The organism is Arthrobacter sp. 10N43 (assembly GCF_056394525.1).
This window is the reverse complement of record NZ_JBFTIA010000006.1, coordinates 100896-126050: the sequence shown is the minus strand read 5'-3', so window position 1 is coordinate 126050 and position 25155 is coordinate 100896. Positions and strand designations below refer to the sequence as shown.

Sequence of the window (25155 nt, the reverse complement as noted above, 5' to 3'; positions counted from 1 at the left end):
AAAGAACTGACGATGTCCCAGACACAAGAAACAACCATCCCCGCGGTCACCCTGAACAACGGCGTCAAGATCCCGCAACTCGGCTTCGGCGTGTTCCAGGTCCCCGAAGAGGACACCCAGCGCATTGTTGAGGACGCCCTGGAAACCGGCTACCGCCACATCGACACCGCGGCTGCTTACCGGAACGAAGCCGGTGTGGGCGCCGCGATCGCCGCATCGGGGATTCCTCGAGAGGAAATCTTCGTCACAACCAAACTCCGCAACGGCGAGCAGGGGCTGGTCTACGAGGCCTTCCACGACAGCCTGACCGCATTGGACCTGGATTACGTGGATCTGTATCTGATCCACTGGCCGGTCCCGTCCCATGGGCTCTTCTCCGGGGCCTGGAAGGCCATGGAAAAACTGTACGGCGATGGCCTGACACGTGCTATCGGGGTGTCCAACTTCCTGGAACCACACTTGGACACCCTCCGCGCATCGTCAGACATCATCCCGGCCGTCAACCAGATCGAAATCCACCCCACCTTCCAGCAGCGCGACCTCGTCGCCACGAGCCGGTCCCGGGGCATCGCCGTCGAGGCATACAGCCCCCTGGGCCAGGGCGCGGATCTGGACTCCGGCGCCGTGAGGTTCCTTGCCGCCAAGCACGCGGTCACGCCCGCCCAGATCGTGCTCGCGTGGCACCTTAGCACCGGAAACATCGCCATCCCGAAAACCTCCTCGGCTGACCGCATGCGGGAAAACTTCGAGGCCGCCGCGATCATTCTGACTGCCTCGGAACTTGCGGCCGTCAACGCACTGGAAGAGGGCGCACGGATTGGCGCGGACCCCGCCACAGCCGCCTTCACGCAGTTCTAGAACGCCTACTCGGTGCCAGGGTGCGAGGACCCGCGAAGCGACTTGCTGCCACATCGTCCTCGCACCTAACCACTGAGCCCGGTGCAACGCCGGACCCAGTTGCTTCACGCAGCCTCATAGGCACCGATTGATAGCTGCTCTGACTTTTCGGGGATCAGTTCCGTGGTGCCGGCTCCCTTACCGGGGAAGACACCGACCGGTGGGGCTGGAATCCGTTGCGGGACCACACCGCCAAAACCACCGCACGGCCCGAGTTCTCCCTCATCGCCCTGATCTGCGCAGGGTATGAAAAGACCATCCAGAAAGACTCATGGCGGAGCGCCGAAAAACGGCACTTCCACTACCTGAACCAGCTCGTCTCCTGGGGATACACGGCCAGCGACGTCGAGCGCGTCATACTCGACAAGCACACCGCCGACACCGAGTAATCTGTAAGTGTGCCGGGCGGCTGATCCCCCAATGCAGCCGCCCGGCCACTCACCCCGTGAAGGTCCGGGAACCTCCCGTAACGCGGGCGGTCCGCCGCCCAGGGCGAACCACAGCAGCCACTCACCAGCGACGGACCGCCATTAACCGCGACGAAGCGACCGTCGGACTACCACCCGCGGGACGAGAAACAACGAGGTACCGAGCCGGCGGCAGCACACAAACCCTTGAGCTAAGCTGAACCACAGATTTCCTTTGCCCAAGGGAAACCAGGAAGGGCCGGCGCCCAACAGCGCCGGCCCTTCCGCCTCCCGATGTGGAATCCCCAGGGAAGCGGACTTACCTCTGGTGTTGAGTGCTTGAATGGGGGCATGGTGGATCGAAGCGTACTGGTCTCCGGCGGCGGCATTGCCGGCTCGACCGTCGCGTACTGGCTGGCGAAGGCCGGTTGGTCGGTCACGATTGTGGAACGAGCGGCCGACACACGATCTAGTGGCAACCCTGTCGACGTACGCGGAGGAGCGGTCGCTGTTGCACGGCAAATGGGTATCTGGTCGCGCCTGGAGGAGACAGCCACCGGTGTCGAACGCCTGGTCTTTGTCGACGCCGACGGGCGGCCACAGGCCACGATCCGCACGCGCCAACGCGTCGACCGCCACGAGGAGGTCGAGGTCGGGCGCAATGAACTCGTCGGCCTGTTGCTCGAGAAGGCCCGGGAGAGCAGCCTCATCATCCGGGACGACTCGATCACCGCCTTGCACCAGGACGGCAGTGGAGTCGACATCGAGTTTCAGCGGACCCCTTCCCGTCGCTTCGACCTGGTAGTTGGAGCCGACGGAGTCCACTCCACCGTTCGGCGTCTGGCATTCGGCCCCGAGGAACGTTTTTGCCGCCCATTCGGCATGTTCGTGGGCACCGTGCGGGCCCCTACTCCGATCGAGGATCCGCGCACCGTGCTGTTATACAACGAACCGGGAACCTCCTTGACCATCCATCCGGCGGGTGGGAAGCCCGGGTTCGCATTCATCTTCCGTGGGCAGCAGGATTTCGACTACCGCGACGCGGAACAAGGCAGACGCCTCGTCGAGTCCACCTACGCCGGCGGCGGATGGCTCACCACGCTCGCGCTCGAGGAATGGGGCGCGTCCGGCGATAGGTACTTCGACGCCGTCACCCGCGTGGACGTACCGCAGTGGACTGCCGGCCGCGTGGTGCTGCTCGGTGACGCGGCGAGTTGCATATCGCTGTTCGGTGAAGGCTCCAGCAGCGCGATCGTCGGTGCAAAGACCCTCGCCGACGCGATTGCCGCCCACCCGGATGACCACACCGCTGCTTTCGCCGGCTATGAACACACGCACCGCAAACACGTCCGACCGCTACAACGGGGCGCCGGCATCGCATCGCGCCTCCTCGTACCTAGGACCCGATCAGGCATCACGATGCGCAATGCGGTGTTGAACGCGGCCGGATCCCTCCGCCGCGGACAGCGCACCAAGGACGAGCTGCAACACCGGGACGGGGTGGGTTGAGAATGCCGAAACGGACAGAGGACGGGAAAGAGAACTCTGCGCCGACCACGGGACCAGCGTTCCCCAGGATGCTGACTCTGGAACAGGTCCAGGAGGTTCTGAACGTCAAAGGGGCGCTCGTCTACTCGCTGGTTCGCAGCGGCGAGCTCCCTGCCGGCCAGTTCGGCGGAAGAGGCGTGTAGCGGGTCCGCGAGAGTGACCTCATGGCGTACATCGAGGATGCGTTCGCGAAGGCCGCCGAACGCATCGCCGCGGGCCAGGTCAGGGAAGACGACGTGGCAGCGGACGACTAAACCAGATACTGACGCGAAGAAGGCCGGCCCCTAAAAAGGATGCCGGCCTTCTTCGCGTCTGCCCACCGGAGCCGCCTGTGGTCTATGGCTGAAAAGACCTGGCCAAACGCCCGGGCCGGCGGCGGGGGTGCCGAGTCTTGGTCCATGGGGAACGTTGCCATGGTGACCGGCCACAACACAGGTTGTGCACGGCCGCCGGTCCCGGTGATGAGGTGCCAGTCCGAGGTTCCCTGGCGGTTGTGTGCAGCCGGTCAGCTGGGTCCCGCCGTCCAGATGTGTGCGGGAAAAGCAGCGCAGCGATTGGGCTTTTGCCGTGCCCATGATGCTCCTATAGGCGTCAAATCAAGGAGTTGAAGTGCGGCTGTTGGCGGCCAATTTACTCAGCCCACTGGCGGCCAATAGGATTTTATTCGTTTTGTGCTGTATGGCCACAGCTACTGCTCGCTGGCGGTCAGGAAATTGGCCCCGTCGTCGTGCCCTTCTGCAGGTCCCGTTTCGTCAAGTTCGGCGCGCCTGCGCTGCAGCACGACGCCCGTGGCTAGGTTGGACGGATGGAAAATGACGGCCGGACAGAACCACCGGAGACAGCCGGAGAGCGGGAGACGCTGACCGGCTTCCTGGACTACTTGCGGGCCACCGTGGTGATGAAGGCCGGTGGACTCAGCGACGCCGACGGCGTCAGGCGGCTCGTGCCCTCGCTGACAACGGTGTCGGGGCTGGTGCAGCACCTGACCGACATTGAGCGGTTCTGGTTCCAGGACCGCATCGACGGGCAGCAAGGGGTGCCCACACGGTGGTCCGCTGAGGATCCCGGCGGCGCGTTCCGTGTGAGCGAAGAGGACAGCCTGTCGGAGATTATCGAAGACTATGAGGCCGCCTGCCGCCAGTCGCGCGAAGTGCTGCGGCGGCATGAGATGGAGGAGCGCTGCCGCGGCGGCGACGGCGGACAGAGCGTGCGGTGGGTCCTGGTGCACATGATCGAGGAAACCGGCAGGCACTGCGGCCATTTGGATATTCTGCGCGAGCTGCTGGACGGATCCATCGGCGACTAGGCTGGAAATTCAAGAGTTCGTCCCCACAGTCCCAAGAGTAAGTATCGGTGGCGTTCCTCAGTCGGCATCAGACAATTTCCGCGGCGGCCGGAGGGGCCGATTCGATAACTTCGGGCGCCCGCGGGCGGCCAGATTTCCTGGCCACCTAAGGGCATCCGAGGTGCCCGCCAGCGGGCAGAATGACATGGCCGCTAACATGCGGCTGGGTCAGAATGTCAATCTGATTTGAGCCCACGATGGCGGTAAATTGCAGTCTCATCGGGACCCCTGTCACGACGAGGTCGGAATCGCAACAAGTGGCTGGGACGCGGCCAGTAGTTTTGTCAGACAGTGATGCATCTCGACCCGGGGCCCGGAATCTGACGAATCCGATGGCTGCTTAGGAGGAACGGCAAAACGCACATGGGGATGATCCCTCCAGCCTTCCTCTGCGAGATCCGGTTGAGGAGGAACCAGGCCCGGGGGTGGCAACTGGCCAACAAAGCCCATTTCATAAGATTGATTGATTTCAGGCCGCCCCACTGGTCCTGATTCAGGTTGACATACTCACTGGACGGCCAAAAAGCTCCTCCGGTGTCCCGGCCACAACCCGCCGGGTCACCGGAGCGGCACGCCGACACATATTGCAGGCACCTTCGAGGAAGAATTAGAGTCCCTGGACCGGTCGCAGGACTAGCATTCCGACGCTGATTGAGCATGGAGCCAAGAGCCGGCTGCACCGGGAATTCACAGCTGGTTCCACCGACAATCACCTTCAGGCAAAGGCCATGAAGGCACCGCTGCGGACCGGCCGAGCCTCGAGCGCCAACGCGGCGGTCCAAAGGCGCGGATGCGTCTGAGCAGGCTGTCATCTCGTCAGCTGGCGGTTTGCTCTGTTCCGCCGGCTTTGCGCAAGACCCTGCGCAGGGTTGCCGCCCATTCGTGGGGCATGTCGGTGTACGAGCCATGATGGCCGGGGAATGTCATCAGCTCACAGCCCAGCCGCTCTGCCAGGATGCGTGACACCTCACCAAGCCAGGTCTTCCGATCCTGGGTCCACTTGCCCACGGCCATGATGATCGTCACCCCGTTGCGATGAATCAGTTGAACATCCGGGAGATAGTTCGTCACCGGTAGGAGTTCGAGCTTCATCAGGACATTGTTCGCGTCGAGCGAGCTGATGCGAGGCTCGTGTTGCCGGGACTCTCTCTGGCCGCGAGCATACTCCACGGCTTGGGCATGTCCTTTGACAAGCTTCCTCACGGGAACCTGAATGCCGAAAACGAAACGAAGGCCTGCCAGCGAAGGGCCGAGGTAGTAGGCCATTCGGTATACGTTGGCGAAGAAACGCTGCCACTTGGCATCGTTCGGGGATAACCTCGCACACGGCGGCTCGTGAGCGATGGCGGCCAGCACGGCATGGGCTTGGGTCCTCGCCGCATCAAGGGCAATTACAGCCCCACTGCTGCTTCCGAAGATGAATGCCGCCTGCTCGCCGGCGGCATGGATGACTGCTACCGCATCCCGGCTTTGCTGGCTGATCTCGAAATTCTGGGGACTGTTGGAAGTACTGCGGGCGTTCGCACGGCGGTCGTAGGTGATGACCTTGAATTCATCTGAAAGGAGGTCCGCGACGGCGGCATACAGGTCCGCGTCCCCACCGGCTCCAGGGATCAACAAAACCGCCGGCCCGTGACCTCGCACTTCGAAGTACAGGTCATCGCCTTCCGACCTCACACGGTTCGCCGTCACCCTGACGTTGGGCTGTGGAGTACCGGATTCCCGCCCAGATGTCGTCATGGTCGAACAGTACTCCAATGGTCGGCGAGAAAACTGCCGGATCAGGACCGGAATCCCTACTCGGGCTGGGCGAGCTAGAAAACACACCTCGGGCCCTGTCCGCCAACCGGCCGGGGCACGAGAGCGGCACGCCAATATCCGTTGACAACATCATTGAGATTCCTCCGGATTCTAGGCGCCCGCTTCACCCCGTCTAGCCCCTCCTTCGTCGGGGCCTGCGGTGCAGGAAATGTCCCTCCGGCGCTCCTGCGTCGCTTATTTTCTGCGCAGATTGCACGTCCCCTTGCCCTGCGGGTAGACAGGGCTCCGTCGGCCGCCGAGCAAGCGAGCTTGCCAGCAACCAAAAACAACGGGGGGAGACGGGACGCTGGCCGGTCACCTAAGCCGCCCCACCCACCGGAATCCTCTGCAATAGGAGCAACACCATGAACACCACACCCACCCTCGAAATGCTCGACCCGGCCACCCTGACCGATGACATCAACATCCGCAAAGACGCCGCCCTGACATTTGGCCCCGGGGCGCTCCGCCGGAGGGAAAGGAACCGCGCGTCTGTCAGGCGAAGTCGAAGACCTCGTCCGGGAGATCGTGCGGAAGCAGTTCCTGACCCGGCAGAAACGGACCTTGGCTGCGGTATATCGCGACATCGCTGCGGCGTGCCGCGCACGACAGCTCCCTGTCCCGGCCCGGAACACGGTGGAGCGGCGAATCCGGGCGCTGAATCCCGTTGAGGGAGGCCGGCGTAGGGGTGGCCCCAATGCGGTGCGGCCGATGCAGTCTGCCGGGGACGAGGTGCCGGCGATCGGCACAATTTTGGAACAGGTGCAGATCGATCACACGGTCATCGACGTCATCGTCGTGGACGAACGGGAGCGGCAACCGACCGGCCGCCCGTATCTGACCGTCGCGATCGATGTCTACAGCCGATGCATTATCGGCATGGTCGTGACCCTGGAGGCGCCCTCGGCAGTGTCGGTCGGCCTGTGCCTGGCACATGCCGGCACTGCGGGGCCCGCGGACCGTTCGCGGGCCCGCAGCCGTATCCGGACCTTGCGCAGGGCTCCAATCCTGGCAGCGCCGCGAACGACGGCGCCCACTCCTTAGCGGTATGCCCGCCCAGCCGCGGTCCGACAGCTAGGCGGCATCGGCCGCCGGTGTGCAGGCGGATAACCGTTGGAAGCAGGCCAGTTAGTGCCGTTGAGTGGGCATGAGTAGAGACGGGGAAGTGCCGAGAAGGGCGGTCTCCTGATTCGGCGCGGGTAACCGTGAGGGTGACGTTAGGGCAGGAATCTGCGTAGCGGACCAGTGCGGCCTTCTCTGTGCTGTCGACCCGCAGACCCCAGCGGATCTTCACCGCCGCCCACTGGGCCGATGTAGGCGCGGCGGTTCTTCGGCGGCATCGGAGAAAATCAGCCAACGGTTCTGGTGGTGTTCGGTCAGCTCTTGGATCTGGCATTTAGGATCCCGATCGTGAAGGGCATGAACAGGGGTGTGGCCGTCCCGGGCTGTGGTCGTCACCGGGGTTGGTCGTGAGCCCGCCAGCCGGGCTGCTGCTCCCTGTCAGAACAGCGGTGCAGCGGATGCTAGTCCAGAGGCACCGTTATCGTCACACAGGTTCCCGAGGCGGACGAATCGATGGTCATCTCTCCGCCAGCAAGGACAACCGCCGCTTGCATGAGGCGCAGTCCCATGCCGGTGTGCCGACCACTCATGGCTGCGGGCACGTCGAAACCCCCGCCGTCGTCGGTCACTTTGAGCTGGACGCTGTGGCTCAGGCCTTGGGTAACGCAGCCCAGCCGGACCGTCACAGCTGAAGCCTGGGCGAATTTGTAGACGTTGCTGAGGAGCTCCTGTGCCGCCCGATACAGAAGCGTTGCGGATTGCCGGTCTACTTCCATCCTGTGGTGCGGAGTGTCCAGGTGCACCGCGGTTCCGCGTTCGCGGAGTGGAAGAGTCAAGCGGTCAATTGCGCCGGTTACCCCGAGGGCATGGAAGTCGACCGGGTGTGTATCGGTGAGGACGCCACGTACGGCGACGACTTCATCGCTCAGTAGTGATTTCATGCTCTTACTGTGCGCCTGTGTCGTTGGCGTTTTCTTGTGCCGCGCCGAGGCTAGTGCACATGGATTCCTTCCGCTGGCGCCAGCGCCAAAAGGCTACGTCCAGTGGACGGTAGGAATGCCGTGGAGGCCTGTGCGGCGCCGGGGAAATCACTCGACAGCCGCATCAGATCGTCAAACTTTCCGCGGCATATCGCGTCGCCCGGAAGGGCCAAGTGAAGGAAATCGACGCCCGGGACTAAGACCGGGCTGCATATCGATTGCGCCGCCGGACTCTTGTTTTCCGCCCGACGGGTGACCTCCGCCGCCTTTGCGCGGTCTTTCGCTGTCGCTTTCGTCGGTCACACTTAGCACGTGCGTACTTTTAGACCGGCGTCGGATTCGCGCTCGGTGGCGAGAGCTTCGTTGAGGAACCGGTCGAGGTGCGGGGAGGTCATGTCAGTTCCTTTCATACCGTTGTTCTCGGTCGGTGCGTCTGCTTCGGCGGCCGTTGATATCGTGTTCCATGCCGGAGCCCCGGGCCTTGAGGAGTTGTGTAGGGGGTCCTTGGGCCCGGTACCGGACGCGGCCTAGGGCTGGTTGCCGTAGATGAATTCTTTCGCGTGGCTGACGGCTTTCCTGAAGGCGTTGTTGCGGAGGGAGAGCTGTTCCTGGGTGCTTTCCTTGCCGCCCTCTGTGTAGGCGGTGATTCCGGGCCGCAGCACCCAGATATCACCGGCGGGAGGGAGATAAAGAACTCCGAAGGAGCGGTGCCGCGGGTCCTCGGTCCAGATGGGGACCACCGCGAGGGCAGCCCCGGTGTCCGGGTTGATCCACTGGGCCCGCGGCAGGGGCTGCTCGTGCACTTCGGGGTCCAGGAAGGGCGCGGTTGCCTTTCCCCAGCGTTGTTCAAACCGGTCGTAGAATGCCGGCAACAGCTGGCTGTCATACGCTTTGAAGCGGCCAATTTGGGTGTGTACAAAGTACACATTTTGGCCTTCGGACCCGGTCGTATGTGGATCGGATCGGGCCGGATTCCTTATGTTTCCGGGGAAGTCCAGTGTTCGCGGGGGAGGGAATGCAGTTCGAGTCCCACCTCGGGCACGTGTTTTCCCTGCTCAGGGGCTTGTGGGCCTCTGAGTGTGTACAAATCTCCTTTTATGGGCCCCCGCGGGGCCCATTTTTGTTGGTGGGCGTTGCGGTCTGGCCGCTCCTTCTCTTGGCTTGGACAGCGGTGTTGCTGTGTACTCCTTCATGGCCGGGAGCGCTTGGAACTGCGTGACTTGCCGGGACTTAGGATCAAAATCCTCAGGATTGTCCCCGGCAGCCCGAACTCCTGGAAAGTCTCGTCATGTCGTCGATGAAATTCTCGCGTACCCCCTGTGTCCGGTTGTGGGTTCCAGGTGTGTGGCCGAACGCATTGCGGAAAACGTCGATGAAGGCGCCGGTGGATGACCAGCCGCAGGCATGCGCGGTCATGGTCACCGAGGTTCCGGCGGCGAGCATCTTCAGGGCGTGGAAGAGTCGCACCTGGGTCCGCCATTGCGGGAACGTCATTCCCTGGGCGCGCCAGGAATGTACGGTGCCGGCCGGGATCCAGATCGCCCGGGTCGCCGGGGCGAACCAGGTCCCGGCGTCGGTGATGACTTCGAGCACGCCGGACTCCGCGAAGATGATCTGGTGGTCATCGTGGCTGTGGACGTCAACGCCCTCGTCGGGGGGGTGCCTCTATGGTTTTCGTCAAGCGGCTGAGGGTTTTCGTGGTTCGTAGAAGGTGCCGTCCCTGAGCATGGCGTAGAGGGTGTCGCATCGGCGGCGGGCGAGGGCGATGAGGGCCTGGTTGTGGCGTTTGCCCTCGGTTCGTTTCCGATCGTAGTAGGCCCTCGACAGAGGATCCTTCAGGGCGGCGAACGCGGAGAGGAACAGGGCCCGCTTGAGGATCCTGTTTCCTTTCCGGGATGGGTGGTCACCGCGGATTGATGTCCCGGATCGCCGGGTCACCGGTGCCAGGCCGGCGTAGGACGCGAGGTGCCCTGCGGAGGCGAAGTCTTTTCCGACGATCTCGGTGAGGATCCGCGCTGCGGTCCTGACGCCGACCGCCGGCAGTGACGTCAGGACCGGGTGAAGAGGGTGGGCCTCCACGAGGGCTTCGACCTGGGTGAAGACGGTGTCCCGGGACTCGCGGATGTCCGCGAGCATGCCGGCCAGTTGGGGCAGTACGATCGTGGCCGCGTTGGTCCCCCCGACGGTGACTGTTTGCTGGTCCAGGGCTTCGATGATCTCCCCGGCAAGGCGCTTACCCATCCGGGGTGCAAGCTTTGTCAGCCGGGTTTCGATCCGGCGCCGGCCCGCGTGGCGCAAGGCTTCGGGGGTCGGCCAGGTCCGCAGCAGATCCAACACTGCCGGGTGGTCCAGGCGCGGGCCAAGGACACGCTCCAGGGCCGGGTGGATCTGGGTGAGCAGGCCGCGGATCCTGTTCGACGTCGCCGTGGCCTGTTTGGCCAGATCGTCGTCGAAGCCGCAGAGCATGGTCAGCTCGGTGAGCTGTTCGTCGGCGACCTTAACGGAGCGCAGGGTGTGGGGCATGGTCCGGGCCGCTTCGGCGATGATGAACGCGGCCCTGGCGTCGGTTGTAGCCTCGCCCGGGTGCAGGTCGGCGATCCGGCGCATCGCCAGCCCGGGCAGGTATCCGACCATGACGCCGACGGCCTGGGCAACCGCGACCGGGAGTGCACCGATCGTGGCCGGCTGGTCAACGACGAGCAGGATACGTTGGTGGTTGCCCAGGGAACCCAGGATTTCGCGCAGCCTGGCCTCGTCGTTGGGCAAGGCCTTGTCGAAGTGCTTCTTCCCGGCCCGGTCCATTGCAACGGCGTGGTGTTCGCCCTTGCCGACGTCCAGGCCGACGAAGACATCAATGCTTTCGTGGTTTCCGATCACCTGTACCTCCCAGTCGCAGCAGCTGATACCAGTGCTGGACTGTCCGCGGTGTCGGAGCCCGGCATCCACGTTACGCACGACGGTCCCAAACTGTCCTGCCTCTATTAGCGGTCTCTCCGGCACCTACCGGACCCCGGTGACAACACCCGCCCGGATCATTGATAACTGGGGGCGGCAATCATGCCGGGGCCGGCAGGCCAGCACACCCACATCCTGCAACAGGAACGGGCTACGAAAAAGGTAACGGGGGCAAGATCCCGGCGTTCGGTGGGCGCAACGGGCATGTGGCGGACTTGCGGCACCCGCAGGCAACGTTGGGCATCACGGATGCAGCATGGGACATGGATAAGTGACGGGCGCTGGCTACTCAACTTGTCGGCCGATGGCGCCAGATATCCAAAATCTGGCTTGCCTCCATTCACACACGAGTCGAAGGCCAGCGTCTGATTCGTGACCCATGCCGAGTCGAGAAGAGTCCCTAATGCGCTAGCCTTGACGCTCTCCGAGCCTGTCGGGGATGGCGGCCGCGCCGGGCCTGGACCGTGTGCGCGAGGGCTCAGTCGAAATAGCCCATCATTGCCTTGGCCTCCACTTTGTCGTCAGGTCCGTAGATCCTACGTTCGCGGCCGTTGCCGGACATTTTTCTACGACGCTGATGCTGCCCGTTGCGGTGGAGAGGATGTGTTTTTCCATCTCTGCCTTGGCGGTTTCGGCGTTGCCGGCGTCGAGTGCGCTGATGATGCGGGTGTGATCTTCGTTGCGTTCGGCAATGGCCGAGCCGAACGGCTGGGGAGCTCCTGTGGTGTTGATGAGGAAGTCGCTGAGGTCCCACATGCGGCGGCTCATGTTGGTCATGACGCGTGAGGACGCCATCTGGTGGATGATCTCGTGGAAGTTCCGGTTCTGAATGCGGTATTGGCGGGCACGGACTGCGGCGTCGGGTTCGCTGGTCAGCCTGTCCATTCTGCGGGCTGCGAGGTAGAGCTCGTCCAGCTGCTCATCTGTGCGCCGTTGGGCGGCCGCGGCGGCGATCACCGATTCGAATCCTGCGAACATCCGGAAGAAGTCCTCGACCTCTTCCAGGGAGTAGGTGGTGACGACGCAGCCTATTTGCGGGAAGATTTCAACCAGCCCGTCGGCAGAGAGTAAGCGGAGGGCCTCCATGACGGGCTGTTTGCTCACGCCGAATTCGGCACGGATGGCTTCCACGGACAGCTTGGTACCGGCCGGGTATTCGCCTTCGAGAAGTCGGTTCTGGATGGCTTCGTAGATGCGTCCGAGCAGGCGCCCGCCGGTGCCTGTCGAGCGTTGATTCAGGGGAGCGGATACAGGTGCCATGTAATTAGTATCGCGCATATTATTCCTTTCCCGCGGCCCTGGCACGCTAGCATTTAGTCTTTTGGTTGCACACCAGCGCCCGGCAGCAGGCATCGCTGCGACCTGCTGCCGGGTGCTGTCTTTCAGACGGTCTGGGGAGCTGAAGCGGCGGTGAGGTCGGCGGTGCTGGAAATCTCCGCGAGCAGGCCGAGGGATTCGATGCTGGCCCGGTGGGCTTCGGGGGTGGCGGCGGAGCAAGCGTCCTCGGCGATGATGACCCGGTAGCCGGCGTCTGTGGCGACGCGGGCCGTGCTTTCCACCGAGGCGTTGGTTGCGACGCCTGCGAACACGAGTGTGTCGATGCCCCGGCCCTCCAGGACCGCGGTGAGTTCTGGTACGAAGCCGCCAACGCGCTGGTGAGTGATAACGGTATCTGTGGCGGTCGGGGCCAGTTCCGGGACGATGTCGGCCAGGGCGGTGCCATCCTTCAGGCAACCTGCCTGCTCGACGACCTTCAGCAGCGGCGAGTTCGCGTTGAGGTCGCTGAAGTCGGGCTTGAACGCGACGCGGGTATAGATCACGGTCATCCCTGATTCCCGGGCGGAGCAAAGCAGGCCGCCGATCCTACTGATGACGTTTCTACTCACGACCTGGTCGTGGAAGAACGGGGCGAAGGCTCCATCGCCCGAGACGATGTCTCCCTGGCAGTGGACGGCTATGACGGCCGTGCGTTCTGGGTTGAGTTCCATTTTCAGGTCTTCCGTTTCTGTCTGGTGGGGAGGCGTGTGGCCGCGGACGGTATGGTCCGCGGCCACGGGCGGCTTGTTCTAGGAGCCGGGGACGACTACAACGTTGGTGAACCCGCCGCGTCGTTTGTCCACTGCGTCGAGGGCTTCATTGACTTCGGAGAGCGGGTAGACCTCGTGTTCAAAGACGGAGAGGTCCAAGGTTCCGGCGTCCACCATTTCGGCCATGTCCTGGCCTTCGGCGACGCTGAACCAGAGGGATCCGATGACGCTGATCTGGAAGCACATGAGTTTGAACATTTCCAGCGGGAGCGGTTCTGACATGCCCCCGATGTCGACCATGCGACCGCCGCGGCGCAGGGCTTCGATGCCGGCGATGGTGATCTCGTGCGGAGCGCCAGGGCCCACGGCGTCGATGAAGATGTCGACTCCAAGGCCGCCTGTGTTTTCCCTGACCCATTCGCCCACCGGCTGGTCACCGTGGGAGAGAACGTGGACCCGCTTGGGATCGAGGAGGCGGACCCGTTCAAGAAGCTCACGGTCCCGGGCCATGGCGAAAACCTTGGTCGCACCCATGGCCAGGGCGTTCAGTACCGCGCCCAGCCCAAGGGTTCCCGTGCCGCCGTTGACCAGCACGGAGGTTCCCGCGCCGGCGCCGGCCTTGCGGAGGCCGGAGTAGGAGGTCCCGAGGTAACCGAAACGGCAGGCCGCTTCGAAGGAGATCGATTCGGGCAGGACGACGAGCCCGTCGGCGGGCGCTTTCATGTATTCACAGAAGCCGCCGTGGGGGTAGTCCTCGAAGATTTCCTGCGACCCGGCACCGAAGCCGAAGTAGCCCTGGAAGGTGTAGGCCGGGTCATTGATCCGTTCCCCGCGCCGCGAGGCGTGTGAGTCGCCGGAATCGCGTCCCGGGTTGACGTAGACGCGGTCTCCGGGCTTGACGTTGCGGACCTGGGATCCCACCTTGCTCACAATCCCGGCCGCATCCAGCCCGTAGATAGCCGGCAGCGCAGGCAGGGGGAGGTATGGGAACCACTCGGGGTAGGACGTGATGACGTTCCGAAGGTTGGGTATGACGTTGCACGCCTTGACCTCCACAATCACATCCCGCGGCCCCGGCTCGGGAACTTCAACCCGGTCGATCTGGAAAGGCTTACCTACTTCATGAAGCCGAGCGGCCTGCATCAAGCTCATCGTTGTGCTCCTTGCATTCGGGAATCGGAGAAAGCGCCGTCAGGATGCGTCTGGATGGCCCTCATCGGCCTCAACCACTGCATGACCTGCGTCACAAGTACGTGAGCCACATTACATTCAAGACTGCAAGCCTGCAAGCATGCCAGTAAACTTTTTGAACCTTCAACGGTCCTTTACAAGGCAACTAGCATGCTAGTACGCTTGCTCCAAGTGATCGGCCTCATGTTTCACCGCGGAAGCGTAGAGGCCACGCACTCGGCCCGGCCGGAGAATGACCTCCGCCCGTGCACGGACGGGATGATGCCGTCCCGGAACCTGGACTTAGAAGGTGTGATGAAAACTCAGTTGGAATTCGACACGGATGTGCTCATTGTCGGCACCGGCCCGACCGGAGCCACGGCGGCTCTGGCACTGGCCACCCAAGGCGTGCGCGTCCACATGCTTTCGCGGTGGAACTGGCTCGCCAATACTCCCCGCGCACACATCACGAACCAGCGGGCCGTGGAGGTACTGCGGGACCTGGGTGTGGAAGAAGAAGCCACCAAGTACGCCGTTCCCTGGGGTGACATGGGCGATACCTTGTTCACCACCAGCCTTGCGGGCCAGGAAATCGCCCGGCTCCGCACCTGGGGGACAGGGGACGAGCGGTACGGGGATTACCTGAAGGCCAGCCCGTGCACGATGCTCGACGTTCCACAGCCGCTGATGGAACCGATCCTGCTCAAGAACGCCGGCGAACGCGGGGCGCAGGTCACCTTCAACACCGAGTACCTCTCCCACGTCCAGGACAGCGAGGGCGTGACCGTGACGTTCCGGAACCACGTGACCGGCACTGACTACACGCTGCGGGCCCGGTACCTGATCGGCGCCGACGGTGCCCGCTCCCAGATCGCCGAAGACATCGGCCTGCCCTTCGAAGGTCAGCTGGCCCGCGCCGGCACCGCGTATGTCCTTTTTAAGGCGGACCTGAGCAAGTATGTCGCCCACCGCCCCAGCATCCTGCACTGGATCATGAACCCGGTCGCCGGCTTCGGCGAAATCGGCATGGGTCTGCTCCGGGCCGTGCGCCCGTGGGACGAATGGATCGCCGGCTGGGGATTCAACATGGCCGACGGCGAGCCCGACCTCTCCCAGGAGACCGTGCTGGCGAAAATCCGCACCCTCGTGGGCGACCCGGACCTTGAAGTTGATGTCCAGACAAAGTCCACCTGGTTCGTGAACCAGCAGCACGCGAACCACTTCTCCGTCGGGCGGGTCTTCTGCGGAGGGGACGCCGTGCACCGCCATCCGCCGAGCAGCGGCCTGGGCTCCAACACCTGCATGCAGGACGCCTTCAATCTCGCCTGGAAACTTGCCTACGTCATCAAGGGCTACGCCGGGGAGAGCCTGCTGGACTCGTACTCCCTGGAACGCGCGCCCGTCGGCCGGCAGATCGTCGCCCGCGCCAACCAGTCCCGGAAGGACTACGGCCCCCTGAACGAGACCTTCCGCGTCCCGGGCCAGGAACACAGCATCGAGGCCGGGCTGGCACGGCTGCACGCTCCGACCCCGGAAGGCGTGGAACTGCGCCAGAAACTGCAGGAAGCCCTGGAACTGAAGAACTACGAATTCAACGCCCACGGCGTGGAACTCAACCAGCGCTACGAATCCGCCGCCGTCATCCCCGACCCGACAGCGGGGGAGGAACAGTGGGCCAAAGACCCGCAGCTATACCTCCAGCCGACCACCCGGCCGGGAGCGAAAATCCCGCACGCCTGGCTTGTGGACCGCAACGGCAGCCGCACCTCCACCCTTGACGTCACCGGCCGCGGCAAATTCAGCCTCGTCACCGGACTCGCCGGCAGGGCCTGGGAAGCCGCCGCCGCGGAGCTGAACCAACCCTTCCTGCGCACAGTCGTCATCGGCGAAAAGGGTGCAGAAGACCCCTACGGCGCCTGGCACAAGGTCCGCGGCATCCATGAGGCCGGCGCCCTGCTCGTCCGCCCCGACGGCTACATCGCCTGGCGCCAAAGCGCCCCCGCGTGGGATGTGGAGACAGCCCGCACCGAACTACGGACCGCATTGGACGCCATCCTCGGCCACACCCAACAGACCACCCCCGAAAACGTAGGAGAAACCCGTGAATTCACGCCCGTACACTAGCGTCTGGTCCGACCTCAACCAGGTCGAATTCAGCCAGGGCTTCGTCCAGGCCGGCCCCTACCGCACCCGCTACCTGCACGCCGGCGACAGCTCCAAGCCCACCCTGCTGATGCTCCACGGCATCACCGGCCACGCCGAAGCCTACGTCCGCAACCTCAAAGCCCACGCCGAGCACTTCAACGTCTACGCCATCGACTTCATCGGCCACGGCTACAGCAGCAAACCCGAGCACCCGCTGGAAATCCGGCACTACATCGACCAGGTCAACCACTTCCTCGACGCCATCGGCGTCGAAAAGGCCTACTTCACCGGCGAATCGCTCGGCGGCTGGGTCACGGCACGTTTCGCCATCGAGTACCCCGAAAGGGTCGAACGCATCGTCCTGAACACCATGGGCGGCACGATGGCCAACCCCGTCGTGATGGAACGGCTCTACACACTCTCTATGGAAGCTGCGAAGGACCCGTCCTGGGAGCGCGTGAAAACGAGGCTCGAATGGCTCATGGCCGACCCCGCCATGGTGACCGATGACCTCATCCGCACCCGCCAGGCCATCTTCCAGCAACCCGACTGGCTGCGCGCGTGCGAAGCCAACATGGCACTGCAGGACCCGGAAACCCGCCGCAGGAACATGCTCACCGATGATGATCTGCGCTCTATCCAGGCACCCGCCCTCGTCGTCTGGACCACCAAGGACCCCTCAGGCCCGGTCGATGAAGGCCGCCGCATCGCGGGCCTCATCCCCAAGGGCCGCCTCGCCGTCATCGAAAACGCCGGCCACTGGCCCCAGTACGAACAACCCGAAATCTTCAACAAAATCCACCTGGACTTCCTGCTCGGCCTCGACGCCGGCGCCGGCACGGAACTGACCCCCGAACACGCAAACGGCTAGGAGAACTCCATGACTGTTGCACTGCTAGCCGTGTCCCACAGCCCGCTGCTGGAACACGGGGATCCCGGACCCGAAATCAAAGCCGAAGTCGAGGCCGCCTTCGAAGCCGCCCGCAGCTTCGTCCACGACTACGACCCGGACGTGGTCATCAACCTCGGACCCGACCACTACAACGGCTTCTTCTACCAACTCATGCCGCCATTCTGCATCGGCTACGACGCCGTCAGCATCGGCGACTACGGAAGCCAGGCAGGACCGCTGAACGTCCCTAAAGACATCGCGGAAGGCCTCGCCCAGTTTGTGATCGACCGCGGCATCGACATCGCCATCTCCCTGAAAATGGAGGTCGACCACGGCGCCGTCCAGCCCATGGAACTCATGTACGGGGACATCACGGCCAAGCCCATCGTGCCGGTCTTCATCAACTCCGTCGCCCCGCCCTTCACCCCGCTCAAACGCGTCCGCCTCCTCGGCGAAGCCATCGGCGAATACCTGAAGACACTGGACGCGAAAGTCCTGCTGATCGCCTCCGGAGGCCTCTCCCACGATCCTCCGGTGCCCCGGCTGGCGACCGCCACCGAAGCGCAACACAGGATGCTGATCGGCGCAGATGGCCACCAAACGGCCGAAGCGCGTGCCGCCCGGCAACAGCGCGTCTACGACACCGCCGACGCCTTCGCCCGCGGTGAAGCGGACATCCAAGACCTCGCCCCGGAATGGGACCAGCAACTGATGAAGATCCTCGCCTCCGGCGACCTGTCACCCATCGACGCCTGGACGCCCCAGGAAATGACCGAGATCGCGGGGAACTCCTCCCACGAAGTCCGCTCCTGGATCGCCGCCTACGCAGCACTCGGCGCCATCGGGCCCTACACCGTCCAGTACAGCTACTACCGCCCGATCCGCGAATACATCGCCGGCTTCGGCGTCACCACGGCAACCCTGGACAACTAAACTCCTCCCGCCACACGGGCTAGGCGGCTAGCATGCTAGATCGTGCGGTGACTTCCATCTTCTCGCCGCAGCCTTCGGACTGCACGACAGAGAGCAACCTCATGACACACCAACCCACTACCGCCAACGACGGCGGAGCGGTCACGACGGGCACGTCGCCGACGAACCTCAGGAGCGTCGCCAACACGCTTCTCGGGGCGTTGAAGACAGCACGCCCCTGCGGACCCGTGCGTGAAGTCCTGCAAGGGGACCTGGACTCGGCCTACGAGGTCCAGGAACTGATCATCCAGAGCAGGGCCAGCCTTCGGAACCGTCGCATTGGACGCAAGGTCGGCCTGACCGCTCCCGCCGTACAGCGCCAGCTTGGCGTCGACCAGCCCGACTTCGGCGTCCTGCTCTCTGACATGCAGCTGGGCGAAGACGAGCAAATTCCCCATAATGCCCTTATCGCCCCGCGCATCGAAGCGGAAATCGCGTTCATCATGGGACGCGATGTCGACGCCACCGACCGCGACTCGGTTCTGGCCGCGGTCGACTACGTCGCACCCGCCCTGGAAATCGTGGACAGCCGCATCGCCGAATGGGACATCGGCATCGTCGACACAGTCGCCGACAACGCCTCCAGCGCCTACTTCGTCCTTGGCCAAGGCAAGGCGACGCTCAACGGCTACGTCCCGGCCGGAGCGGAAATGGTCATGACCATCAACGGAGTTCAGGCCTCGATGGGGACCGGGGCGGACTGCCTGGGAGATCCCATCAACGCCCTGCTCTGGGTCGCCGAAACAGCCGCCGCCCTGGGCCGGCCCCTCCGGGCGGGGGAGATCGTTCTCTCCGGCGCCCTCGGCCCCATGGCCCCGCTCAACGCCGGGGACATCATCGAAGCCCGCATCGGCGGGCTGGGCACCGTCTCAGCAACAGTCACTAAGGAACTCTCATGAGCGCAAAAGCAGCCATCATCGGCTCAGGAAACATCGGCACCGACCTCATGTTCAAGATCATGCGCCTGACCGACAAACTGGACATGGGTGTCATGGTCGGCATCGACCCCGCCTCCGACGGCCTCGCCCGGGCCGCCCGGCTCGGTATCGCCACCACAGCCGGTGGGGTCGAAGGCCTCATCGGGATGCCCGAATTCAAGGACATAGAGGTCATCTTCGACGCCACCTCCGCCGGTGCACACCGTCACAACGCGGCCGCCCTGGCACGCTACGGGAAGAAGTTGGTCGACCTCACCCCGGCCGCCATCGGGCCCTACGTCGTGCCTTCAGTCAATCTCGAGCAGCACCTGGACGCGGGCAACGTCAACATGGTCACCTGCGGCGGGCAGGCCACGATCCCGATCATCGCCGCCATCAACAGCCAGACACCGGTCCACTACGGAGAAATCGTCGCCTCTATCTCCTCCAAGTCCGCCGGCCCCGGCACACGCGCCAACATCGACGAATTCACCGAAACCACCTCTGACGCAATTGTCGCCGTCGGCGGGGCCGCCAGAGGCAAGGCCATCATCGTCCTGAACCCGGCAGAACCGCCGATGATCATGCGCGACACTGTCCTGTGCCTGGTGGACCGGCTCACCGACGCCGAACGGGACCGGGTCGCCGCCGCCATCCGGGACCGCGTCACCGAAGTCGCCAGCTACGTCCCTGGCTACCGGCTCAAGCAGGCCGTGCAGTTCCAGGACGAAGGAGCCGAGGTCAGCGGACTCATCCCTGAGGGCCGGGGAACAGGGGAGTACACGAGAGTCAGCGTATTCCTCGAAGTCGAAGGCGCCGCCCACTACCTCCCGGAATACGCCGGAAACCTGGACATCATGACCTCCGCCGCGCTCCGCGTCGCCGAACGTCTGGTCACCACCACACAGGAAGTAGCATCATGAGCCAGACACCAACCCGCGTCTTCATCCAGGACGTCACCCTGCGCGACGGCATGCACGCCGTCCGCCACCGCATCAGCCCCGAAAACGTCGCCAGCATCGCCGCAGCACTGGACGCCGCCGGCGTCGACGCCATCGAAGTCGCCCACGGCGACGGCCTCGCCGGCAGCAGCCTCACCTACGGCCCCGGAAGCCACACCGACTGGGAATGGATCGAAGCTGCCGCCTCGGTCGTCAGGAACGCCCGGCTCACCACCCTGCTGCTGCCCGGCATCGGCACCCTGAAAGAACTCCGCCAGGCCTACGCCCTGGGCGTCCGCTCCGTCCGGGTCGCCACCCACTGCACCGAAGCCGACGTCTCCGCCCAGCACATCGCCTACGCCCGCGAACTGGGCATGGACGTCTCCGGATTCCTCATGATGTCCCACATGTCCGAACCCCAAAAGCTCGCCGCCCAGGCCAAACTCATGGAATCCTACGGCGCCCACTGCGTCTACGTCACCGACTCCGGCGGCGGCCTGACCATGGACGGCGTACGCCAGCGGGTCCGTGCCTACCGCGAGGTCCTAAACCCGGAAACCGAAATCGGTATCCACGCCCACCAAAACCTCTCCCTTGCCGTCGCCAACTCCGTCGTCGCCGTCGAAGAAGGCGCATACCGGGTGGACGCCTCCCTCGCCGGACACGGCGCCGGAGCCGGAAACACACCCGTCGAACCCTTCGTCGCCGTCGCAACCCTGCACGGGTGGGAACACCACGCCGACCTCTTCGCCCTCCAGGACGCAGCCGAAGACCTCGTCCGTCCCCTGCACGACCGTCCCGTGCAGGTCGACCGGGAAACCCTCACCCTCGGCTACGCCGGCGTGTACTCCAGCTTCCTCCGCCACGCAGAACACGCCTCAGCCCGCTACGGCCTGGACACCCGCGACATCCTCGTCGAAGTCGGCCGCCGCCAGCTCGTCGGAGGGCAGGAAGACATGATCACCGACGTCGCCCTCGACCTGCAACGCGCCGCGAACAAGCACCCCCACCCCGTCCCCGTCCGCTAGCTCCACCTCTTCCAAGGAACCCACATGTCAACGAAGACATCCCCGGCCGCCGCAGGCCCCACGAGTCCGATGAAGGTTGCGATGGCAAGCTTCATCGGCACCAGCGTCGAGTACTACGACTTCTTCATCTACGGAACAGCAGCCGCCCTGATCTTCCCGAAGCTGTTCTTCCCCGAGGCCAGCCCCCTCATGGGCACCCTGCTCTCTTTCGCCACCTTCGGTGTCGGCTTCCTCGCCCGGCCCCTGGGAGGCATCGTCTTCGGACACTTCGGCGACCGGGTCGGCCGCAAGAAAATGCTCATCATCTCCCTCGTCGGCATGGGCGCCGCAACCTTCATGATGGGCCTCCTGCCCGGCTACGCCCAGATCGGCATCGCCGCCCCCATCCTGCTGACGGTGCTGCGCATTTTCCAGGGCTTCTGTGTCGGCGGCGAATGGGGCGGCGCCACACTCATGGCCGTCGAACACGCACCCAAGGGCAAGAAGGGCTTCTACGGAGCGTTCCCCCAGATGGGAGCCCCGGCCGGCACCAGCCTCGCCACCGTCGCGTTCCTCGGAGCAACCCAGCTCCCCGCGGACCAGTTCACCACCTGGGGCTGGCGACTGCCCTTCCTCGTCAGCGCCGTCCTGGTTATCGTCGGCCTCGTCATCCGCCTCACCATCGCCGAAAGCCCCTCCTTCGCCGCAGCCCGCGACAAGCAGGAACTGGTCAAGCTCCCCATCAAGGAAGCCTTCCGCCGCCACCCCAAGGAAATCTTCCTCGTCGCCGGCACCTACCTCAGCCAGGGCGTCTTCGCGTACATCACTATGTCCTACCTGGTGAACTACTCCATCACCGTGGCCGGGATCGACCGCACCAGCGTCCTGCTCGGCGTCTTCCTCGCCGGACTCGTCGCCGTCGTCCTCTACCCGGTCTTCGGCTCCCTCTCCGACAAATACGGCCGCAAGACCATGTACCTCATCGGGGCCGTGGCCATGGGAATGGTCATCGGACCGGCGTTCATGCTGATCAACACCGGAGTGGCAGCCAACTTCATCCTGGCAGTGGTGCTGGTCTTCGGCGTGGCCATGGCGCCCGCCGCCGGCGTCACCGGCTCCCTGTTCTCCATGGTGTTCTCCCGCGAAGTCCGCTACACCGGAGCATCAGTCGGATACACCATCTCCCAGATCTGCGGATCCGCCTTCGCCCCCACGATCGCCACCGCACTCTTCGCCGCAACCAAGAGCAGCGACTCCATTGTCATCTACCTCCTGATCGTCTCGGCCATCTCCATCATCTCCGTTGCGCTCCTGCCCGGAGGCTGGGGTCGAAAGGAAGCAGCACGCCAAAACGGAGAGCTGCAGGAAACCCAACCCACCCCGGAGCCGAGCACCGCCGGCGCTTGATCCGGCCATCGGGGCGGGCGTCTGGCGTGGCAGCCAACCGTCCGCCCCTAAACCGGATTACGACGAAATGGATAAGACGAGCTCAAGGTCGCCACGAGCCGACAGAAAGGGCCGGATCCGATGCAAGGGAATCCCCCCATGCCCGTGAACGACCCCGAACCGGAAGCAGCCGAAATCCACCGCCCGTATCCCTTCATGGAATGGAGCATGCTCGTCGGCGCCGTCGTCGATGTCAGGCGCGAAGGCGTGTTCGTCAGGACAGGTCTCGTGGAGGACACCACACCGTCCGGCGACACGGCATCTATACGTTTCCGGTGCGCCACCACCCCGCCCGGTGATGGTTTCCGCCGTCATTTTTCCTTGTCTGTTGAAGAGTTGCCTGTGGCGGGAGGAACTATTTGTTGATGGGCCTATTCTGGTCGAGGCTGATGGTCTGTCCGGGGGCGAGCTCATTCCGCGACAGGTCGGTGAATTCGTACCAGGCCCTCGCGCCGTTGGCGAGCGGGTTCGCGCCTCTCAAATCCGTAACGCTGAAGCGGAACGCGACCTGGCTCTCGGTGTCCCCGGGCGCCGTGGTGTAGGTTAGCGGGACCTCGGCCGCGTCGGCGGTGAAGGAGCCTGGGGCGCCGTCAATCTTGACCCCGCCGGGCTTCAGGCGCACCCTGGTGCCCGCCGGGATCGGTCGGTCCGTGGCCAGGGAGGGGTTGTACTGCAGCAGCTGGGCCGTGCTGCAGCGGAAACGACCGCCGGCTCCTGCGGGTTTTCTACCTCTGCGGGCTCTCGGCGCTGAAAAGCTGCCCCAGCCTCCTGGATCTACTACGACCGAAAACGCGCCGAGGGTACCCACATCCAGGCCATGCTCTCCCTGGCTCGCCGCCGGCTGAACGTCCTCTGGGTCATGCTCCGCGACGGCACCACCCTGCGCCGACAGCCCGACTGGCTGCCTGAGCCACCTTGCGCTCCGGTACCGCTCCGGTACCGCTCCGGGACGCTCTGACGTCTGTCGCCGGCGTGCACTGCTTCAGGCCGCTTATCAAGTGCCACAAGGGTCAGCTGGAACCACAGCGAATGTTCGGGGTCATCTCGACAAATCGATGCTTCCTGTCCACAGGGTATTTCTCGGCCGAGGTTCGGGCCGGCGCGGGCATTTAGTGGGCCGCCCGGGGCGCGGGACTTTGTACTCTATGACCTCCGGCCCCGTGCCGGAGAGACTGGGGCATGGCCATGATCCGTGTCCCGTACGGGGCCGTCCAAGGACAGAGCGCCACGATCCCGGGGCACACTGCCGGCGTGATCCGATCCCACACGCATGAGGAGATGCCCGCCGCCAGCACCCCGGACATCCCGGAAGACCCTGTCTGCCCCTGGCGGGACGGTGTCCGACGCCGTACCGCGGACTTGCCAGCGGGGCTGGGGTCATGACCGCCGCCCGGAACACCATTACCCATCCGATTGCGGTCGGGAGCCCGGAGTTCCTGGCCGACCCGCAGGTGCATTATGCGTGGCTGCGGGACAACGCACCGGTGTACCGGGGACGGCTGGAATATCTGGGCGAGCAGGACTTGTGGCTGGTCTCCCGTTACGCCGACTGCCGGGAACTGCTTAGCGACGACCGGTTCCAGCGTTCCCCGGGTGGGCAGGGCCCGGGCGTTCTGGCGCAGTTCCCGGAAGCCGTCCGGGACGCGATGCGGCTGCTCACAACATCGAGCATGATCATGATGGATGACCCCGCCCACCGGGGCCTGCGTGGGCTGGTCGCGAAGTCTTTCAGCCCGCGCGCGATCGACCGTATTGGGGACCGGGTCGGCGAGCTCGCCCACGGCCTGCTCGACCGGCTGGAACCAGCCGGTGAGGTCGACCTGCGGGAGCGGTTCGCACTGCCCATCCCGACCATCGTGATCAACGAAATGGTCGGTGTCCCGCTGGCGGACCGGGACCGGTTCGAGCAGGGCGTCCATGCCCTCATCGCCGGGATGGCCGAACTCGGCCAAGACACCTGGATCATCGAGATGAACGCGCTGACCGACTTCGTCCGCACCCTGATCGGACACAAACGCTCTGAGCCGGGCGAGGACATCCTGACCGGGCTGATCCATGCCGAAGACGAAGGCGACCGCCTCGACGACGACGAGCTCGTCGCGATGGTGTTCCTCCTCATCGCGGCCGGCTACGAGACCACCTACAACCTGATCACCAACTCTGTCGTGACGCTGCTGGACCACCCCGACCAGCTTGCACGGCTCCTCGCCGCGCCTGACGATGACCCCCTCTGGCGCAGCGCGGTCGAGGAAATCCTGCGCTACAACAGCCCGGTCGGCGGCACCAAACCGGTCACAGCGGTTGCAGACGTCAGCTGGCACGGCGCCGCGATTCCGGCCGGAGCCTCCGTGATACCGCTGCTGCACTCGGCCAACCGCGACCCGGCGGCCTTCGAGGACCCGGACCGCTTCGACATCGACCGTCACCCCAACAATCACCTCGCGTTCGGCCACGGCGTGCACTTTTGTCTCGGCTCGAACCTGGCCCGGCTGGAGGCCCGGGTTGCGCTGGGCATCCTGTTCGAGCGCAATCCGAACCTGCGCCTGGCCGTGGACCGTTCCGGGCTCGCGCTCGAAGCGCTGCCGCTTTGGACGCGCTACCGCGCGCTTCCCGTGCACCTGGGCTGACAACCCGCCCGCCAACG

21 protein-coding genes and 4 pseudogenes are annotated in these 25155 nt (G+C 64.5%); 16 read left to right on the top strand and 9 right to left on the bottom strand.

The window, feature by feature from the left end:
• Positions 1–12 precede the first annotated feature (12 nt).
• From AC1DDO_RS14485 to AC1DDO_RS14465, 5 genes and pseudogenes are all read left to right on the top strand, one after another.
• The gene (locus tag AC1DDO_RS14485) at positions 13–858 is read left to right on the top strand and encodes an aldo/keto reductase (protein WP_476972148.1); all 846 of its coding nucleotides are present in this window, start codon (positions 13–15) and stop codon (positions 856–858) included.
• Between the two features lie 200 nt (positions 859–1058).
• A pseudogene (locus AC1DDO_RS14480) lies at positions 1059–1286 on the top strand (ParB/RepB/Spo0J family partition protein); the annotation flags it as partial.
• A 369-nt stretch (positions 1287–1655) separates the two neighbouring features.
• Positions 1656–2813, top strand: a complete 1158-nt coding sequence (locus AC1DDO_RS14475) for an FAD-dependent oxidoreductase (RefSeq protein ID WP_476972147.1) — start codon at positions 1656–1658, stop codon at positions 2811–2813.
• 68 nt (positions 2814–2881) lie between these two features.
• The gene (locus tag AC1DDO_RS14470) at positions 2882–2995 is read left to right on the top strand and encodes a helix-turn-helix domain-containing protein (protein ID WP_476972146.1); all 114 of its coding nucleotides are present in this window, start codon (positions 2882–2884) and stop codon (positions 2993–2995) included.
• Between the two features lie 662 nt (positions 2996–3657).
• Positions 3658–4158 (top strand): DinB family protein, encoded by a 501-nt coding sequence (locus AC1DDO_RS14465; RefSeq protein ID WP_476972145.1) that lies wholly within the window; start codon positions 3658–3660, stop codon positions 4156–4158.
• A gap of 855 nt (positions 4159–5013) precedes the next feature.
• Here AC1DDO_RS14465 and AC1DDO_RS14460 read toward each other — a convergent pair.
• Positions 5014–5937: an alpha/beta fold hydrolase gene (locus AC1DDO_RS14460; RefSeq protein ID WP_476972144.1), complete on the bottom strand. Its 924-nt coding sequence runs from the start codon at positions 5935–5937 to the stop codon at positions 5014–5016.
• A gap of 771 nt (positions 5938–6708) precedes the next feature.
• Here AC1DDO_RS14460 and AC1DDO_RS14455 point away from each other — a divergent pair.
• Complete coding sequence (locus tag AC1DDO_RS14455; protein ID WP_476972143.1) at positions 6709–7041, top strand: hypothetical protein; 333 nt, start codon at positions 6709–6711, stop codon at positions 7039–7041.
• 479 nt (positions 7042–7520) lie between these two features.
• Here the strand turns inward: AC1DDO_RS14455 and AC1DDO_RS14450 are convergent, their stop codons facing one another.
• From AC1DDO_RS14450 to AC1DDO_RS14420, 7 genes and pseudogenes are all read right to left on the bottom strand, one after another.
• Positions 7521–8000 carry a sensor histidine kinase gene (locus tag AC1DDO_RS14450; RefSeq protein ID WP_476972142.1) on the bottom strand — a complete coding sequence of 160 codons (480 nt, stop codon included), beginning with the start codon at positions 7998–8000 and terminating at the stop codon, positions 7521–7523.
• A 566-nt stretch (positions 8001–8566) separates the two neighbouring features.
• A complete protein-coding gene (locus tag AC1DDO_RS14445) occupies positions 8567–8911 on the bottom strand; it encodes a hypothetical protein (protein WP_476972141.1) in 345 nt (114 codons plus the stop codon).
• Positions 8912–9284: 373 nt separating this feature from the next.
• Positions 9285–9689 (bottom strand): annotated as a pseudogene (locus AC1DDO_RS14440) (helix-turn-helix domain-containing protein); the annotation flags it as partial.
• A gap of 27 nt (positions 9690–9716) precedes the next feature.
• A pseudogene (locus tag AC1DDO_RS14435) lies at positions 9717–10981 on the bottom strand (IS110 family RNA-guided transposase).
• Positions 10982–11489: 508 nt separating this feature from the next.
• On the bottom strand, positions 11490–12254 hold the full coding sequence (locus AC1DDO_RS14430) for a GntR family transcriptional regulator (RefSeq protein WP_476972140.1): 765 nt from the start codon (positions 12252–12254) through the stop codon (positions 11490–11492).
• Between the two features lie 122 nt (positions 12255–12376).
• Positions 12377–12982, bottom strand: a complete 606-nt coding sequence (locus AC1DDO_RS14425) for a cysteine hydrolase family protein (protein WP_476972139.1) — start codon at positions 12980–12982, stop codon at positions 12377–12379.
• A 78-nt stretch (positions 12983–13060) separates the two neighbouring features.
• A complete protein-coding gene (locus tag AC1DDO_RS14420) occupies positions 13061–14173 on the bottom strand; it encodes an alcohol dehydrogenase catalytic domain-containing protein (protein WP_476972138.1) in 1113 nt (370 codons plus the stop codon).
• A gap of 333 nt (positions 14174–14506) precedes the next feature.
• Here AC1DDO_RS14420 and AC1DDO_RS14415 point away from each other — a divergent pair, with 333 nt between their 5' ends.
• The 8 genes from AC1DDO_RS14415 to AC1DDO_RS14380 all read left to right on the top strand — a co-directional run bounded on the left by AC1DDO_RS14415 (position 14507) and on the right by AC1DDO_RS14380 (position 22877).
• A complete protein-coding gene (locus AC1DDO_RS14415; RefSeq protein ID WP_476972137.1) occupies positions 14507–16315 on the top strand; it encodes an FAD-dependent oxidoreductase in 1809 nt (602 codons plus the stop codon).
• Positions 16293–17207 carry an alpha/beta fold hydrolase gene (locus AC1DDO_RS14410; protein ID WP_476972136.1) on the top strand — a complete coding sequence of 305 codons (915 nt, stop codon included), beginning with the start codon at positions 16293–16295 and terminating at the stop codon, positions 17205–17207. The genes AC1DDO_RS14415 and AC1DDO_RS14410 overlap by 23 nt, the downstream gene beginning before the upstream one ends.
• Before the next feature lie 9 nt (positions 17208–17216).
• Positions 17217–18161 (top strand): 3-carboxyethylcatechol 2,3-dioxygenase, encoded by a 945-nt coding sequence (locus tag AC1DDO_RS14405; protein WP_476972135.1) that lies wholly within the window; start codon positions 17217–17219, stop codon positions 18159–18161.
• A gap of 101 nt (positions 18162–18262) precedes the next feature.
• Positions 18263–19099, top strand: a complete 837-nt coding sequence (locus AC1DDO_RS14400; RefSeq protein WP_476972134.1) for a 2-keto-4-pentenoate hydratase — start codon at positions 18263–18265, stop codon at positions 19097–19099.
• Positions 19096–20040, top strand: a complete 945-nt coding sequence (locus AC1DDO_RS14395) for an acetaldehyde dehydrogenase (acetylating) (RefSeq protein WP_476972133.1) — start codon at positions 19096–19098, stop codon at positions 20038–20040. Before AC1DDO_RS14400 ends, AC1DDO_RS14395 begins: the two co-directional genes overlap by 4 nt.
• Positions 20037–21086, top strand: a complete 1050-nt coding sequence (dmpG, locus tag AC1DDO_RS14390; protein ID WP_476972132.1) for a 4-hydroxy-2-oxovalerate aldolase — start codon at positions 20037–20039, stop codon at positions 21084–21086. Before AC1DDO_RS14395 ends, dmpG begins: the two co-directional genes overlap by 4 nt.
• A gap of 24 nt (positions 21087–21110) precedes the next feature.
• Positions 21111–22472 (top strand): MFS transporter, encoded by a 1362-nt coding sequence (locus tag AC1DDO_RS14385; RefSeq protein ID WP_476972131.1) that lies wholly within the window; start codon positions 21111–21113, stop codon positions 22470–22472.
• Positions 22473–22616: 144 nt separating this feature from the next.
• Entirely contained in the window at positions 22617–22877 is a 261-nt protein-coding gene (locus AC1DDO_RS14380) for a hypothetical protein (protein WP_476972130.1), read from the top strand.
• On the opposite strand, the gene AC1DDO_RS14375 is transcribed toward AC1DDO_RS14380, so the two are convergent.
• Entirely contained in the window at positions 22867–23133 is a 267-nt protein-coding gene (locus AC1DDO_RS14375; protein WP_476972129.1) for a hypothetical protein, read from the bottom strand. The genes AC1DDO_RS14380 and AC1DDO_RS14375 overlap by 11 nt on opposite strands.
• A gap of 80 nt (positions 23134–23213) precedes the next feature.
• On the opposite strand from AC1DDO_RS14375, the pseudogene AC1DDO_RS14370 reads away from it, so the two are divergent.
• Both AC1DDO_RS14370 and AC1DDO_RS14365 read left to right on the top strand, forming a co-directional pair.
• Positions 23214–23469: pseudogene (locus AC1DDO_RS14370) on the top strand (hypothetical protein); the annotation flags it as partial.
• Positions 23470–23890: 421 nt separating this feature from the next.
• Complete coding sequence (locus AC1DDO_RS14365; protein WP_476972128.1) at positions 23891–25138, top strand: cytochrome P450 family protein; 1248 nt, start codon at positions 23891–23893, stop codon at positions 25136–25138.
• Positions 25139–25155: the final 17 nt, after the last annotated feature.

Bases quoted from the DNA above. Each gene is read 5' to 3' on its own strand.
- AC1DDO_RS14485 (WP_476972148.1), top strand. From the start codon at position 13: ATGTCCCAGACACAAGAAACAACCATCCCCGCGGTCACCCTGAACAAC.
- AC1DDO_RS14475 (WP_476972147.1), top strand. From the start codon at position 1,656: ATGGTGGATCGAAGCGTACTGGTCTCCGGCGGCGGCATTGCCGGCTCG.
- AC1DDO_RS14470 (WP_476972146.1), top strand. From the start codon at position 2,882: ATGCTGACTCTGGAACAGGTCCAGGAGGTTCTGAACGTCAAAGGGGCG.
- AC1DDO_RS14465 (WP_476972145.1), top strand. From the start codon at position 3,658: ATGGAAAATGACGGCCGGACAGAACCACCGGAGACAGCCGGAGAGCGG.
- AC1DDO_RS14460 (WP_476972144.1), bottom strand. From the start codon at position 5,937: ATGACGACATCTGGGCGGGAATCCGGTACTCCACAGCCCAACGTCAGG.
- AC1DDO_RS14455 (WP_476972143.1), top strand. From the start codon at position 6,709: ATGCAGTCTGCCGGGGACGAGGTGCCGGCGATCGGCACAATTTTGGAA.
- AC1DDO_RS14450 (WP_476972142.1), bottom strand. From the start codon at position 8,000: ATGAAATCACTACTGAGCGATGAAGTCGTCGCCGTACGTGGCGTCCTC.
- AC1DDO_RS14430 (WP_476972140.1), bottom strand. From the start codon at position 12,254: ATGGCACCTGTATCCGCTCCCCTGAATCAACGCTCGACAGGCACCGGC.
- AC1DDO_RS14425 (WP_476972139.1), bottom strand. From the start codon at position 12,982: ATGGAACTCAACCCAGAACGCACGGCCGTCATAGCCGTCCACTGCCAG.
- AC1DDO_RS14420 (WP_476972138.1), bottom strand. From the start codon at position 14,173: ATGAGCTTGATGCAGGCCGCTCGGCTTCATGAAGTAGGTAAGCCTTTC.
- AC1DDO_RS14415 (WP_476972137.1), top strand. From the start codon at position 14,507: ATGAAAACTCAGTTGGAATTCGACACGGATGTGCTCATTGTCGGCACC.
- AC1DDO_RS14405 (WP_476972135.1), top strand. From the start codon at position 17,217: ATGACTGTTGCACTGCTAGCCGTGTCCCACAGCCCGCTGCTGGAACAC.
- AC1DDO_RS14400 (WP_476972134.1), top strand. From the start codon at position 18,263: ATGACACACCAACCCACTACCGCCAACGACGGCGGAGCGGTCACGACG.
- AC1DDO_RS14395 (WP_476972133.1), top strand. From the start codon at position 19,096: ATGAGCGCAAAAGCAGCCATCATCGGCTCAGGAAACATCGGCACCGAC.
- dmpG (WP_476972132.1), top strand. From the start codon at position 20,037: ATGAGCCAGACACCAACCCGCGTCTTCATCCAGGACGTCACCCTGCGC.
- AC1DDO_RS14385 (WP_476972131.1), top strand. From the start codon at position 21,111: ATGTCAACGAAGACATCCCCGGCCGCCGCAGGCCCCACGAGTCCGATG.
- AC1DDO_RS14365 (WP_476972128.1), top strand. From the start codon at position 23,891: ATGACCGCCGCCCGGAACACCATTACCCATCCGATTGCGGTCGGGAGC.